General features: G+C 50.6%; 11 protein-coding genes and 2 tRNA genes. 1 reads left to right on the top strand and 12 read right to left on the bottom strand.

What is annotated here, in order from left to right; translation table 11 throughout:
* The first annotated feature begins 265 nt into the window (after positions 1-265).
* Positions 266-1,408: a M20 family metallopeptidase gene (locus LQE92_RS03120; RefSeq protein WP_231061532.1), complete on the top strand. Its 1,143-nt coding sequence runs from the start codon at positions 266-268 to the stop codon at positions 1,406-1,408.
* 68 nt (positions 1,409-1,476) lie between these two features.
* On the opposite strand, the gene LQE92_RS03125 is transcribed toward LQE92_RS03120, so the two are convergent.
* The 12 genes from LQE92_RS03125 to LQE92_RS03175 all read right to left on the bottom strand — a co-directional run bounded on the left by LQE92_RS03125 (position 1,477) and on the right by LQE92_RS03175 (position 13,910).
* On the bottom strand, positions 1,477-2,805 hold the full coding sequence (locus LQE92_RS03125; protein WP_231061533.1) for a hypothetical protein: 1,329 nt from the start codon (positions 2,803-2,805) through the stop codon (positions 1,477-1,479).
* Between the two features lie 27 nt (positions 2,806-2,832).
* Positions 2,833-2,925 (bottom strand): DUF2200 family protein, encoded by a 93-nt coding sequence (locus LQE92_RS14665; protein ID WP_408611429.1) that lies wholly within the window; start codon positions 2,923-2,925, stop codon positions 2,833-2,835.
* 66 nt (positions 2,926-2,991) lie between these two features.
* A complete protein-coding gene (locus LQE92_RS03130; RefSeq protein ID WP_231061534.1) occupies positions 2,992-3,291 on the bottom strand; it encodes a hypothetical protein in 300 nt (99 codons plus the stop codon).
* 239 nt (positions 3,292-3,530) lie between these two features.
* A tRNA-Glu gene (locus LQE92_RS03135) sits at positions 3,531-3,602 on the bottom strand.
* Between the two features lie 24 nt (positions 3,603-3,626).
* Positions 3,627-3,700: transfer RNA gene (locus LQE92_RS03140), tRNA-Pro, on the bottom strand.
* A gap of 170 nt (positions 3,701-3,870) precedes the next feature.
* Positions 3,871-4,179, bottom strand: a complete 309-nt coding sequence (locus tag LQE92_RS03145; RefSeq protein ID WP_147597340.1) for a metal-sensing transcriptional repressor — start codon at positions 4,177-4,179, stop codon at positions 3,871-3,873.
* Between the two features lie 79 nt (positions 4,180-4,258).
* Positions 4,259-8,698: a PolC-type DNA polymerase III gene (locus LQE92_RS03150; protein WP_231061535.1), complete on the bottom strand. Its 4,440-nt coding sequence runs from the start codon at positions 8,696-8,698 to the stop codon at positions 4,259-4,261.
* Positions 8,699-8,739: 41 nt separating this feature from the next.
* Entirely contained in the window at positions 8,740-9,816 is a 1,077-nt protein-coding gene (gene ispG, locus LQE92_RS03155) for a flavodoxin-dependent (E)-4-hydroxy-3-methylbut-2-enyl-diphosphate synthase (protein ID WP_331001224.1), read from the bottom strand.
* Between the two features lie 35 nt (positions 9,817-9,851).
* Positions 9,852-11,150 (bottom strand): RIP metalloprotease RseP, encoded by a 1,299-nt coding sequence (rseP, locus tag LQE92_RS03160; protein ID WP_231061537.1) that lies wholly within the window; start codon positions 11,148-11,150, stop codon positions 9,852-9,854.
* Positions 11,151-11,155: 5 nt separating this feature from the next.
* The gene (locus tag LQE92_RS03165) at positions 11,156-12,298 is read right to left on the bottom strand and encodes a 1-deoxy-D-xylulose-5-phosphate reductoisomerase (protein WP_231061538.1); all 1,143 of its coding nucleotides are present in this window, start codon (positions 12,296-12,298) and stop codon (positions 11,156-11,158) included.
* 41 nt (positions 12,299-12,339) lie between these two features.
* Entirely contained in the window at positions 12,340-13,185 is an 846-nt protein-coding gene (locus LQE92_RS03170; RefSeq protein WP_231061539.1) for a phosphatidate cytidylyltransferase, read from the bottom strand.
* Positions 13,186-13,187: 2 nt separating this feature from the next.
* On the bottom strand, positions 13,188-13,910 hold the full coding sequence (locus tag LQE92_RS03175; protein WP_231061540.1) for an isoprenyl transferase: 723 nt from the start codon (positions 13,908-13,910) through the stop codon (positions 13,188-13,190).
* Positions 13,911-13,997 lie beyond the last annotated feature (87 nt).

The raw sequence follows: 13,997 nt of genomic DNA on the forward strand, positions 1-13,997 counted from the left end.
ATTCGCATAATTTGTATATTAGTACAAAATATAAAAATAATGAAAAGTTAATGCCGAAAATGCTTGACCCTTCTGCATAATCTCATTACAATATAGATAATTTCTAATACTCACATATGGCATAATATCCTAATCTCAACACGCTTTACTGCGTCTTAGTTTCTGGCATCAGGACACTCCCCGGTTTTTCATCCATTCAATCACAAAACCCCCCAGCGTCACCGTTTCACTACATATTTGCCAACGGCAAAAGAAAGGAAACACAATGAAAAAAGATATTTTAGAGCAGGTAACCTACGACTATGTCAAAGCCGCCCTCGAGGACGTGATTGCGATTCCCAGCGAGAGTCTGCAGGAAAAAAAGCTGGCAGAATACATCTGCGGCCGGTTGAAAGACGCAGGAATGGATGCGTCCGTTGATCCTCATGGAAATATGGTCGCCAAAAAGAAATCCGGCAGAACCGGCAAAACCATTTATTTCAATTCACATATGGATACCGTCGAAGTCGGAAATTTATGGACAAAGAATCCCTACGGAGAAGTGGACGGCGACCGCTTTTATGGCGTAGGCGTCTGTGACTGCCAGGCTTCTCTCACCGGCATGATGCTGGCTGTAGAACTTCTCTCGAAAAACGGCGTTGAATTGTCCGGGGAATACGGTCTCTGTGCCGTAGCCAGGGAGCAATGGCCCTGCGTGGCTACAAAGGGTACTGTAAATCTGATCGACGACGGTTTCCAGGCCGATATGGTAGTAATCGGAGAACCCACCAATCTGACCATCTGCCGCGGATGCGAAGGCATGCTGGAGGTCATCATAGAAGTCACCGGAGTCCCGGTTCATGCATGCAATCCTGAGTTGGGAGTAAATGCCATAGAGGTCATGTACGAAATCATGTCGGAAATCAAAAAAATCCCGGTGGGAACCAGTGAAATATTAAATAAGGGCGCAATTAACTTCGGAGTGATCGAAGGAGGATCAAGATCCTGCGTCCTCCCTGAGAAATGTACCCTGAAGGTTTCCAGGTTCATCGTGGAAGGGGAAAACGGCGCTCAGTTCATGAAACAGATCGAAGCCATCCTGGAAGAAGTGAAGAAAAAAGACGAACGCATCCAGGCTACCGCCATTCTCGGCTACGATACCCTCGCCGGCGTCGTCCAGGACGGTGCGGAAGTAATCGAGATGTTAAAAGAAGCCAGCAGAGAAGTAACCGGCAAAGCAGCTCCCCTGACGGCTATGCGGGCCCATATGGACGCGGATTTCCTGATCAACAAAGCAGGTATCCCAACCGTGGCTTTCGGACCTGGAGACTTGGACGCTTATAATGCAGGCGCCGAGTGGGTCAATATCAGCGATGTCGTCACTGCCGTAAAGGTGTATATCACCGCTGTCATGAACTTGCTCGGATAGCGATTTCTACCGCCCTTTTCAGTCACAGTGCATTTCCTGTGCAGGAAAGGGCGGTTTTATGTATTCCGTCATTCCCGGTCCTCCTGAAACAAAATTCCGCATCCAGCGCACCACTGCCTGAGCGATGTTACCATCTCTCCATACTCCTTAAGGACCAGTTCCTTCGGCACACCGGCAGAAGCTGTGCTTCCCAATTGATATTCTTCCCGTTTCGTCTCTAACAGAACGACCATCCTTCTGCGAAAAGAAGTCCCGTTCTTTGACCAGCCAAAATTGACAGGCGTCATGGAGATTCTTTTGATTTCCCTGACAGGATAAGATATCTCATCCACCCGCAGGCTGGAATCCGCCAGTACGATTCGCTCCGGCACTTTTCCCGCATATGCAAGGCATCTGAAAATCTGCAGAACCGGCACAGGAACGCTGATAAGCAGAAAAATAATCAGCATCAGAAATACGGCTTCTGTATCCAATGGCTTTTTATGTAGGAAACAGAACCACAGAGCCGCAGAAATCGCTCCCGCGGCCGCGCAGCCAATTCCAATCTGCGCCGCTCGTCTTCGCTCCCTTTTCAGCAGTTTTTCTCTGGGTATTTGGAATTCTCTTTTGTCACACGTTTCATAGATATGTTCCGCCGTCAGTTCTTCCCGAATCTTTTCAAAGGTCCCGTCCTTTCTCAGCTTATTGATGTCCTCCATCAGATTCGAAAAATCCAGCGCCTGTATGCCATAGCAGTTCAATACCTTATTATAATGCGGCCGGACCGGCACAAAGATCAGCCGGTTTGTTCCAGTGAATATGCCGTTCAGACGCTTCTTCTCCGTCACCGCCCAAAATCCAGTGTTCAGCGGATACTCCGCATATCTTCGGCTGCCTCTGCAGAATTTGAGTCCTGACGCACTTACTTCAATCCGGATCCTGCACCAGTAAAATGCCCAGAATGCAGAAAGGACCAGTGTACAAGTCAGCCAGATACCTGTACAGACTCCTTTGGCAATAGCCAGATACTTAAGTCCATCCAAAAGGACATAAAAGAGGAGGAACAGGAGAAATCCTATCAAAATGAGCTTTTTAATAAATTCAGTCAGCAGCAGTCTCGGTGCACTTTTATATACTTTCGTATCCAGATCTTCAGACCATCGTTCCGTACCGGCGGATCCTTCAAAATTTTCTCTTTCACCGGCAGTCCTGTTCTTCCTGCGCATAAACTGTATCCCCATTATACAAAGCAGTGCCATCAGGATCATAAAGATGAAAATGATAAAAAAGAACCTGAGCTCACTTTTACAAAATCCCCACTCCATCCACTTTATAATCTGATGCACTGCTAAAAGAGCAGAAAGAAAACATAAAACGGCCCCCACAGCCGTCATCAAGATACCCGCAGCTTTTTTCATTCCGTGTTTCCCTGCCTTTCTCCATCCTCAAAGCAATCCGTTTATCCGGACATCGTATTCCCGTATGAGAGGTTCTTTAATATTTTCTGCCCTCACTCCGCAGACAACGCCTTTGATCAATTATCTCTTTCAACTTCGCCTGAAATCCCGGCCCAATCTTTTTCGGTATACCTTTAGAAATCATTTTTAGCTAATTCCGACTAAGCTCCGGTTAAGCACCGTCAGAAGTTCCGGACCGTCACGATTTCGGTTCGCTGGCGATGCAGGGGCCGCTTTATCCCTGCTCCGGCAGTACCGCTCACATGTCGACAGGAAATCTTTATGATTTCCTGTCTCCTGTTCCCTCAGAAACGGAATCGGATTTTCCGTTTCTGCCTCCCTCCGCCTGGGAAACACCGGCCGCTGCTCTGCAGCGCTCTCCTTTAGGCCGGCCCGGATTCGTTCTGCCGGTTTTTTGTCTGCCGCACCGTTACAGACATACGCCATATTCCTGATTCCAGAAAAGGATTGGATATCCACAGGGCCCGCACGCCTTACGGCGGCGGGCCTCCGTGGCCGCCTCAATGGCTTTCACAACAAATAAAAGCTTATTTCGGTGCGGGAAGCGGACTTTCTCCTGTCTCCTCTGGCTATAAAAATGAATTTGTTAGAAAGATATTCAAAGGTATACTTTCCCATAAAAAAAACTCAGCACACCGCTGAGAATTTTCAAAAACAACTTTTAGTAGCCTGTAGGGGAATCGAACCCCTGTTTCCGCCGTGAGAGGGCGGCGTCTTAACCGCTTGACCAACAGGCCATATCATCAGTACCCGGGAAAAAATCGAGGCGACAAGATTCGAACTTGCGGCCTCCGCGTCCCGAACACGGCGCTCTACCAAACTGAGCCACGCCTCGATACCTATGTGAGTATATCCTAAATTATATGAATTGTCAAGAAAATAATTGCAACTTCTTTAAAAATATTTTCTCTCCGTTTTCCTATCAAAAAGACTGGGAGAACCAGAGACGGAAAGAAGCAGAAACTGCTTCTTTTCAGCCTCGTCCCGGTTCTCATATAAAGCAATTTATTTCATCAGCTTCTGAATCGTCTTACACAACTCGTCCACAGATGCCTCTTTTCCGTCCCGAATGTCCTCCACAACGCAGGTCTTGATATGGTTGGACAAAAGCGTCCTGTTAAAGGCATTGAGCGCGGAGCTCACCGCCTGCACCTGCGTCAGGATATCCACGCAATACCGTTCTTCCTCCACCATGGACCGGATTCCGCGAATCTGTCCCTCCATCCGGTTCAAACGGTGAATCAGATCCTTATATTCTTTTTCATCGCGGTGCTTCATCTTTCCGCAATTGCAGCATTCTTTTTTACAATCCATGGAAAACCTCCTGTATCCCGGTCCTGTTTTCGTATCTCATTCATCATACCACAAACCTGTTTTTCCGTAAAGGCAAAGCCTACAGATCAAAGAGTGACAGCTGATTGCTCTTCGGAAGGTCTCCGAAGATACCCATATCCGCCATCAGATCAATGGTAGTCTTCGGCACCTTCGTCTTCTGCCAAAAGTCTTCCAGAGACAAAAACCGCTCTCCTGCCTCCACCGCTTCCACAACGGCGTCGGCGGCCTTGCCCCCCAGCCCGTCGATGGAGCTCAGAGACGGCATCAGTTTCCCGTCGATGATCTGGAATTTGTCCGCCTTCGCCTGATATATATCGATGGGCACAAACTCAAATCCTCTGGCATACATTTCCTGTACGATCCGCATGTCGCGGAGGGTATCCTGCTCCTTTTTAGAAAGGGTATCCGAACGATTTTTATAATCCTGCAGGTAATATTCCAGCTTGTCCCGCCCCTGGCACATGATCTCATAAGAGAATCCGGATGCGCGGATGCTGAAAAACGCCGCATAGTACGCGAGAGGATAAAACACCTTGCAGTACGCGATCCGCCAGGCCATCATGACATAAGCCGCCGCATGCGCCTTGGGGAACATGTATTTGATCTTCTTACAGGAGCTCACATACCAGTCGGGCACTCCAGACTCTTTCATGGCTTTTTCCCACTCCGGCTTAAGCCCCTTGCCCTTCCGGACAGCTTCCATAATGGTAAAGGAAAGGCTCTTGTCCATTCCCATGTGGATCAGATAGATCATGATATCGTCACGGGTACAGATAGCGGTCTGAATCGTCGCCTGCCCGCTGAGGATCAGATCCTGCGCGTTGCCCAGCCAAACATCCGTGCCATGGGAAAGGCCGGAGATCCGGACCAGGTCAGAAAAGCAGGTGGGCTTTGCGTCAATAAGCATCTGCATGGCAAAATCCGTCCCGAATTCCGGGATTCCCAGCGCTCCCAGCCTGCAGCCGCCGATATCCTCTGGATTTATCTTGAGGGCGCTGGTGTTCTGAAACAGGCTCATGACTTCCTTACAGTCCAGAGGAATTTCCTTCGCGTCCAGTCCCGTCAGATCCTCCAGCATTCGGATCATGGTAGGATCATCGTGTCCGAGGATATCCAGCTTGAGCAGGTTATGGTCGATGGAATGATAGTCAAAATGTGTGGTGACGATATCTGTGGTCATATCATTGGCCGGATGCTGAATCGGCGTAAAGGAATTGATTTCCTCTCCATGGGGCATGACCACGATGCCTCCGGGATGCTGCCCCGTCGTCCTTCTGACGCCCACGCAGCCTAAAACGATCCTGTTGATCTCCGCATTTCTCTTTCTTGTCCCCCGCTCTTCGAAATACTTCTTCACATAGCCGAAAGCCGTCTTATCCGCCAGGGTGCCGATGGTGCCCGCCCGGAAGGTATGTCCCTTCCCGAATATCACTTCCGTATAGGCATGGGCCTTGCTCTGATAATCCCCTGAGAAGTTCAGGTCGATATCCGGCTCCTTGTCTCCTTTAAATCCCAGGAACGTCTCAAAGGGGATGTCGAATCCGTTTTTCTTAAGCGGCCTGCCGCAGACGGGGCAGTCCTTGTCAGGCATGTCGCATCCTGCTCCGCCGCTGAATTTTTTCACATCCTCTGAATCAAATTCACTGTAATGGCAGTTCTCACAATAATAATGAGGTGAAAGAGGATTCACCTCCGTGATTCCCGACATGGTGGCCACAAAGGAGGAACCCACAGAACCACGGGAGCCGACCAGATAGCCATCCTCATTGGACTTATGCACCAGCTTCTGCGCGATGATATACATGACGGCAAAGCCATTGGTGATGATGGAATGAAGCTCTCTTTCCAGACGCTCCTCCACTACCTCCGGCAGCGGGTTTCCGTAGATGGACTTCGCCTTTTCATAGCACATGGTACGAAGCTCCACATCAGAATTTTCAATAACAGGAGGGCACTTGTCCGGCCTCACCGGAGCAATCCTCTCACACATATCGGCAATTTTGTTGCTGTTGGCCACCACGATCTCATAGGCCTTCTCCGGGCTCAGATAAGCGAATTCTTTAAGCATCTCCTCCGTTGTCCGCAGATATAAGGGCGCCTGGTTATCGCAATCCGAAAATCCCTGGCCCGCCATGATGATCCTCCGGTAAATCTCATCCTCCGGATTCAGAAAATGTACGTCGCAGGTAGCGACTACCGGTTTCTTGAACTGCTCTCCCAGTTCAATGATCTTAAGGTTCAGGTTCTGCAGATCCTCTTCACTCTTGATTCCGTGCTTGCCTTCCCTCAGCATAAAAGCATTATTGGCAATGGGCTGGACCTCCAGGTAATCATAAAATTTCACCAGGCGCGCCAGCTCCTCGTCGGGCGCTCCTCCCAGGACCGCCTGAAACAGCTCTCCTGCTTCACAGGCCGAGCCGATGATCAGGCCCTCCCTGTGCTTTGCGAGCTCACTTTTGGGAATTCTGGGCCTTCTGGCAAAATAGGTCAGATGAGACATGGAGATGAGCTTATACAGGTTCACGCGCCCCGTATCGTTCTTGGCCAAGATGATCACATGATAGGTAGGCATTTTCCGGATATTGTCCACGGACATACTGCCCAGCTCATTTACTCCGTCCAGAGTCTCTACATTTTTCTTACGGAGCTTTTCCACAAAAGCCACAAAAATATGTGCCGTCGCCTCTGCATCATCCACCGCCCTATGGTGATTCTCCAAGGATACACCCAAGGCTTTTGCTACCGTGTCCAGCTTATACCGCTTAAGCTCCGGAAGAAGGATCCTGGCCAGGGTCACCGTATCCACGACAGTCGGTTTATAATTCATACCGAGAAGCCCTGAGTTGTGCTCAATAAAGCTCATGTCAAAGGACGCGTTATGGGCCACCATGACAGAATTTCCGCAAAATTCCAAAAACTGTGGAAGGACCGTTTCAATGGTCGGTTTCCCGATGACCATGCTGTCATTGATACCGGTCAGCTTTTCAATCTCAAAGGGTATGGGAAGCTCCGGATTTACAAAAGCGGAAAACCGATCGTTGATCTCCCCGTTCACTACCTTTACCGCGCCGATCTCGATGATTCTGTTTTTCGTGGCGCTGAGGCCTGTCGTCTCGATGTCGAACACCACATAAGTATCCAGAAGAGATTGGTTTTCCGAACGCACCACCACGTCCTTCAAATCGTCTACCAGATATCCCTCCACGCCATATATCACCTTAAACGGGTCTGTCTTAATAGTCTCAAACTGATTATAATCGAAGGTATGGAACGCGTCCGGAAACGCCTGTACACAGCCATGATCGGTGATGGCCATGGCCGGCATTCCCCAGGACCGGGCCCGTTTTATCAGATCCTTTACGTCCGAAACACCGTCCATGTCGCTCATCTTTGTATGGCAGTGAAGCTCTACCCGTTTTACATCGCTGTTGTCCTGTCTTTTGGAGGTGAAATCAGACGCCTTCCGAATCCCGGTGACCGACGCGATCGTAAGCTCTCCGTCAAACTTGTCAATATTGGTGATTCCTTTGATCTTGAGGAATATCCCTGTCTTTAAGAAGCCGCGGACCTCACCGAGCATCTCCGGCTTGATAAACATCTTCACGGTAATCGTATCGGTAAAATCCGTGACATCAAAGATCATGATGGTCTTACCGCTGCGAAGCTCCCTTTCCTCCAGGCGGAGTACCTTCCCGCAGATGACCACCTCGCCCATCTCGCCGATAACCTGGTCTAAGGATACCTCTTCTCCATCGTCAAAGTCATATCCGAATAGGACGTCGTCGTGACGCATTTTGCTCCTTCTGCCAAAATAGCCTCCCTTTTTCACGGCTGTCCTGGGCGCCGGCTTCTTCTCCTCCACCGCGGGCTCATTCTTTTCATCCAGCTCCTTCAATTTTTCTTCTTCTGCCGTAGCAAAAGAAGACTGCCGCACTACCTGGGCAGCCTGCTTTTTCGTAAGCTGTTCTTTTTCCTTTTCATGCTGTCCCAGCCGGCATTCCTTATAGAGATAGCGGACCTCTATTCCAAAGCCGCAGCGTTCGTTGAATACCTTTTCCAGCACCCGCTTCAGCTCATCCACTTTGCTCTTGGTGACAATATCGTTCTCCACCTCCAGCGTCAGAATGTCCTCCTCCGGAAATTCCCACTGAGCCTTCCGAAAGACATTATATTCGATGAGGCTGTACATCTTCAGTTCCAAAAGAATGCTGTCCCGGTAAACCCGCATCAGCTTTTCCGGATTATACTGAGCCGACAGACGGTATGTCTCCTGTATCTTGATCTCTGTCTCATAGCCGCCGAACAGCTGCTTTTTTATGCTCGCTTCCAATATGTAGATATTTCTTTTATGTATCAGCCTTTCGGAGACGATATAAATACGGATGGAGCTTCTGTCCTTGTTGGCCACCACCTTTTCTATGGTGACCAGCTCCAAAAGCTCCCTCATTTCGTCCGAAACCTGCAGCTGGGGAATGACCTCCCAGAATTTCTTTCCCATTATCCGCACTCCCTGCCATTCGCGGCCCTGTTATGCCGCGGCTACCTCTTCCAATGCAGCAGCTCGTCCTTAAGTACCGACAGCAGCTCCTTCTCAGGAACCTTCCGAACGACCTCGCCTTTTTTGATCAAAAGACCTTCGCCGATACCTCCGGCAATCCCTATATCCGCCTCTCTCGCTTCTCCCGGTCCGTTGACCACGCAGCCCATAACCGCCACCTTAAGCTCCAGGTCATCCATGCCGGATACCATGGTCTCCACCTGATTTGCCAGACCGATCAGATCGATCTTGGTCCGGCCGCAGGTAGGACAAGACACCACTTCGATGCCGCCCTTCCTGAGTCCCATGGTGCGGAGGATCTGTCTTGCCGACCTCACTTCCTCCACCGGATCTCCGGTGAGGGATACCCGAATCGTATCGCCGATTCCCTGATACAGGATGATGCCCAGGCCCAGCGACGATTTAATATTCCCCGAATGCAGCGTGCCGGCTTCCGTGATTCCCACATGCAGCGGATATGACGTCCTTTCTGCTATCAGCTCGTGGGCTCTGGCACACATGAGCACATCGGAGGACTTGATGCTGATCACCAGGTTGTCGTACCCCATGTCCTCTATCAGACGCGCCTTATCTAAAGCGCTCTCCACAAGGCCTTCCGCCGTAACACCTCTGTATTTCGCTATGAGCTCCTTCTCCAGGGAACCACTGTTCACACCGACACGGATGGGAACATGCCTCTCCTCCGCGGCGTTTACGACGGCTTCTACCCGCTCTCTGGAACCGATGTTTCCCGGATTGATGCGAATTTTATCCGCTCCGTTTTCCACTGCGGCTATCGCCAGCCGATAATCAAAATGAATATCTGCCACCAACGGGATGGATATCTGCTTCTTGATCTCTTTCAGAGCGCGGGCCGCTTCCATAGTCGGCACCGCACAGCGGATGATCTCGCAGCCGGCTTCTTCCAGTCTGTGGATTTGAGACACGGTAGCGGCAATATCTTCCGTCCTCGTATTGGTCATGGACTGAATCAGGACCGGGCTGCCGCCGCCGATCTCTCTGTTTCCAATCCGGATTCTCTTTGTATTATCCCGATATGCCATAGCATATTCCTCCACACTGCGTATCTTCTGTCTGCCGCGCCGTTTGCCGGTCAGCGGACGATCTTCAGGACATCATTGAACAGGACAAATACCATGAGCGCCATCAAAAGCACGATTCCGATGGTGTGCACCATTCCTTCTTTCTCCCTTGGCACAGGTTTTCCGCGGATTATCTCTATGAGAATGAACACCAGGCGGCCGCCGTCCAAAGCCGGCAGCGGCAGAAGGTTCAGTACGCCCAGGTTCACACTGAGCAGGATACTGAAATTCATCAGGTTCAGGAACACATATAGAATTCCGTCCGGCTTGCTCTGCTCCACAACTTCTCCGACCATGTTCACAATCCCAACAGGGCCTGACAGATCATCCACGCCCACCTTTCCGGTGACCAGCATCTTAAGAGAAGTGAGTGTATAACTCATCCAATACCGCACTTCCGAAAAGCTGCTTCTGATCACAGAAAGCGCTCCCGCGTTCTTATTCCGGTAGCCGACCGCTTCCATTCCCAGGGTATTGGATTTATAATATGCAGGCGTCACCGTCAGGTCGAAGCTCTCTCCATCCCGTTCGCAGGTGATCGTCACCGCCTTATCCTTACTGAGAGGATGTTCTTCAAAATATGTCTGAAGCGCCGTACCGCTGGCGATCGGAATCCCGTCTATCGCCGTAATAGTATCTCCTACCTTCGCACCGTTCTTCTCCATATCCAGACCTTCTACCAGGCTGGTAATCTCAGCCGGTTCTTCCGTGGCATAATAGGAAAAACCGGTCATATAGGATTCATATGTCGGGTCAAGTTCTGTGGTATGAGTCTCTCCATCCCGTTCATAAGTGATCGTGAGAGGGGAACCGTCCATCGGATGGTTCAGGAAATAAAGCTCGATGTCCCGCCCGAGCGTGATCTTATGGCCGTCAATGGCCTTTATCAAGTCTCCTTCTTCAAGACCTGCCTTGGCGGCGCCGTATTCTTCCGACACATAATACACTCTCGGCTCATTCACTCCGGCCAGGCTCAGCACCACAATGGAAAGCACAAGTGCCAACAGGAAATTAAAAATCGGTCCGCCTGCCACCACCGCAAACCTGGCAAGAGGAGATTTACTGTTGAAAGAATCCTCACTTTCATCCTCATCGTCTTCCCCGACCATCTGGCAGGAACCGCCAAATGGGATCGCCTTCAGGGAATATCTGGTCCCGCCCTTTACGCCGCTTATGATCCGGGGACCCATGCCCACAGAAAACTCCACGACACCGATACCGTTTTTCTTTGCCAAAAGGAAATGTCCGAATTCATGGGACACCACCAGGATGCTGAACACCAGAAGTGCCAGCACAATGTTTAAGATCATGCTTTCTACCACCTGTCTTCAATATAGGAATATGTCTCTGCTTCTGCCTGAAGGATTTCTTCCAGTCCAGGGTTCTCCTGCCGCTTATGGTGGGCCATCGCGGCTTCTATAATATCCGTAATCTGCAAATATCCGATTTTCTGCCGTAAGAATGCCGCCACCGCCCATTCATTGGCCGCGTTGAACACGGCCGGCATCGTGCCGCCCTTTTCTCCGGCCTCATAGGCCATGGAGAGCCCAGGGAAATTTTCAAGATCCGGCGCCTCAAATTCTATGGAACGAATACTCCAGAAATCCAGCCGTTCTCCATTCATGTGCCGCCGTTCCGGGTATAAAAGCGCATACTGGATCGGCAGCTTCATATCCGGAGTCCCCATCTGGGCAATCACCGCTCCATCCTCATACTGGACCATGGAATGGATGATGCTCTGAGGCTGTACCACCACCTGTACGTCGGAAAGCTCCACATCAAACAGCCATTTCGCTTCCATAACCTCCAGCCCTTTGTTCACCAATGTGGAGGAATCGATCGTCACCTTGTGTCCCATAGACCAGTTCGGATGCTTCAGCGCGTCCTGAAGCCGTATTCCTTCCATCTGTTTTCTCGTGAAGCCTCGGAAGGGTCCTCCCGAAGCTGTCAGGAGAATCTTCTCTATTTTATTTCCTTCTTCCCCGTTCCGGGACTGAAAAATAGCGCTGTGTTCACTGTCCACCGGAAGGATTCTCACGCCGGCCTTTTTCGCCAGCGGCATGATCAGATGCCCCGCCGTCACAAGCGTTTCCTTATTGGCTAAGGCAATATCCTTCCCCGCCTCAATGGCTGCGATGGTAGGCCGGATGCCAATCATGCCCACCACTCCGGTCACCACGATCTCTGCCGTTTCCTCCGTGGCCGCGGACAGAAGTCCTTCCATCCCGGCCAGCACCTGGATATCTGTATCTGAAAGCTTAACGGCCAGGTCCTTCGCTTTTTCCTCGTCCCAGAGACTCACCAGTCTGGGACGGAATTCTCTCGCCTGTGCCTCCAGAAGCTCTATGTTAGTCCCGGCCGCCAGTGCGGTCACCTGCATATCCGGATTCTCACGCACTACCTCTAAGGTCTGTGTCCCGATGGAGCCGGTGGATCCTAATATCGAAATCTTCTTCATTTATCTTTATCTCCGTTATATGAACTTATTATACGCCGCCCTTATAAAAACCATTTAAACGCTTCCATTCCCCGGGTCAGCAGAACAATGGTGAAATAAATGGCCGGAGCCACAAAAATAACACTGTCAAACCGGTCCAGAATGCCTCCATGACCTGGAATCAGCTTTCCATAATCCTTCACATCATGGTTCCGTTTGATGGCAGAGGCCGCCAGATCTCCGATCTGGGAGATCACCGCTCCTACCATACAGATAATGGCACAGTCCAGGACCGGAGAAGTGAGCTCCGCTCCTATGCCGCTTCCAAAAACCGCGCCGTAAGCGGCGCCCAGGATTCCCGCTCCCAAAATGCCTCCTACCGCGCCCTCCACTGATTTCTTTGGGCTCAAACGAGGCGCCATCTTATGCTTTCCAATGAGCATACCCACACAGTACGCACAAGTATCACATCCCCAGGAGCTTAAGATCACCAGCCATACCAGAAGCTGACCTCCTTCCATCACCCTGGTCCGGTACATATAGGACAGCATCACAGCCACATATACCAGCCCGAAGAAAGCAGTCATCACCTGTCCTGCCTGATGTCGCGGGAATGTGAACACATAGACCGCCATCAAAAGAATCAGAAATACAACGAAGAAAATCACCGGCATGGAATCCACCGCCGGATTTTCCGAAAGAATGAGAATGAGATAGTAAAGCGCTGCCATTGCATATCCCACCGCACCAAGCAGGCTTTTTTCTATTCCGACGGTCCGGTACAGCTCATACATACCGATAAGGGAAATGAGGAGCAGCCCTCCTGCCAGGACATATCCTCCCAACGTCAAAAGGCCTATGGCAATGAGAACCAAAACAACGCCGCTTATCAACCTGGTCCTGAACATTTTCACACCCCCCCAAACCGTCTGTCTCTATCATTGTATTTCTCTATGGCTTTGGCCAATTCCTCTTTATTGAAATCCGGCCAAAGAACATCGGTAAAATAGAATTCCGTATACGCCAGCTGCCATAAAAGATAATTGGACAGCCTCTGTTCTCCGCTGGTACGGATGAGGAGGTCGGGATCCGGCAGCTCCCTGGTATCCAGATAGCTGTTGATCAAATTCTCCGTCACCTCTTCGGGGCACAGCTTCTCGTCCCGGCAGTCTTCCATCATGCGGCGCACCGCCCTTGTGATCTCGTCCCTGCTCCCATAATTTACCGCGATCGTGAATACCATCTGCGTATTCTCCCGCGTCTCATTCTCCAGCCGGTTCAGACCTTCAATGATATCCGGGTCGAACCGGCTCCTCTCTCCTATCATGATGACCCGTACATTATTCCGCTTCGCCACCTTTAATAGCCGCTTCATATAATAGCGGAACAGCTGCATCAAAGCCCCCACTTCTTCCGCAGAACGTTTCCAGTTCTCCGTGGAAAAGCCATAAACGGTCAGGTATTTTATCCCCATCCGCGCCGCGTCTTCAACAGTCTGCTCTACTACCTTGCAGCCTTCCACATGTCCCATGTTCCTGGGCAGACCCCGTTTTTTCGCCCATCTGCCGTTGCCGTCCAATATAATGGCCACATGCTTTGGTATCTTCCAATCCGTTTTCTCTGTCTCTGCCATAGATCCTCCAACTTTATATCCGTTCGCCGGTACAAAACTGCCGGCGGAAGAAAAGGGAGCAGGAACCTCTTGTGCCTGCCCCCCTGC

The organism is Lientehia hominis (assembly GCF_021044755.1).
Lineage (GTDB): Bacteria > Bacillota > Clostridia > Lachnospirales > Lachnospiraceae > Lientehia > Lientehia hominis.

Bases quoted from the DNA above. Each gene is read 5' to 3' on its own strand.
- LQE92_RS03130 (WP_231061534.1), bottom strand. From the start codon at position 3,291: ATGGCGTATGTCTGTAACGGTGCGGCAGACAAAAAACCGGCAGAACGA.
- LQE92_RS03170 (WP_231061539.1), bottom strand. From the start codon at position 13,185: ATGTTCAGGACCAGGTTGATAAGCGGCGTTGTTTTGGTTCTCATTGCC.
- LQE92_RS03150 (WP_231061535.1), bottom strand. From the start codon at position 8,698: ATGGGAAAGAAATTCTGGGAGGTCATTCCCCAGCTGCAGGTTTCGGAC.
- LQE92_RS03120 (WP_231061532.1), top strand. From the start codon at position 266: ATGAAAAAAGATATTTTAGAGCAGGTAACCTACGACTATGTCAAAGCC.
- rseP (WP_231061537.1), bottom strand. From the start codon at position 11,150: ATGATCTTAAACATTGTGCTGGCACTTCTGGTGTTCAGCATCCTGGTG.
- LQE92_RS03145 (WP_147597340.1), bottom strand. From the start codon at position 4,179: ATGGATTGTAAAAAAGAATGCTGCAATTGCGGAAAGATGAAGCACCGC.
- LQE92_RS03125 (WP_231061533.1), bottom strand. From the start codon at position 2,805: ATGAAAAAAGCTGCGGGTATCTTGATGACGGCTGTGGGGGCCGTTTTA.
- LQE92_RS03165 (WP_231061538.1), bottom strand. From the start codon at position 12,298: ATGAAGAAGATTTCGATATTAGGATCCACCGGCTCCATCGGGACACAG.
- LQE92_RS03175 (WP_231061540.1), bottom strand. From the start codon at position 13,910: ATGGCAGAGACAGAGAAAACGGATTGGAAGATACCAAAGCATGTGGCC.